Consider the following 390-nt stretch of genomic DNA (forward strand, 5'->3'; position numbering starts at 1 on the left):
GCCCTGCACCGTAAGAACCACGACGCCGCCAACCCGCAGGAACGGTTCGCGATGGCCGCGCGGATGCGCCGCCACCTCGTGGCCGCCGATGCCGACGACCACGTCGCCGCCGGCTTCGACGTCAGTACTCTGCGACGCGTGGCGACCGTCCGGAACGCCGTCGCCTCCTTCCTGTTCCCCGAGCGGGACGACTGGGTCGACGCGGACATCGCCAGCTTGCTCAGCGGCGGCTGGGCGGCCCGCGACGGCCTGGCGGCCTGGCTGCTGATGGCCGCGGTGACCCACTCCCGGCAGAGCGAGCGGTTGGCGAAGTGGGCGCACGCCGACGCGCTCCGGCTGTGCTCGGCGGCGACCGCGACCATGGTGGCCACCGTCGGGCTGGACGTGATC

1 protein-coding gene is annotated in these 390 nt (G+C 73.6%); it reads left to right on the forward strand.

Going from position 1 to position 390, the window contains the following annotated elements:
* On the forward strand, positions 1-390 hold a 390-nt coding region (locus tag GWK61_RS55545), incomplete at both ends, for a hypothetical protein (RefSeq protein ID WP_194922413.1).

This window comes from Catenulispora rubra, assembly GCF_015356825.1.
In the GTDB taxonomy this organism is placed as follows: Bacteria; Actinomycetota; Actinomycetes; order Streptomycetales; family Catenulisporaceae; genus Catenulispora; species Catenulispora rubra.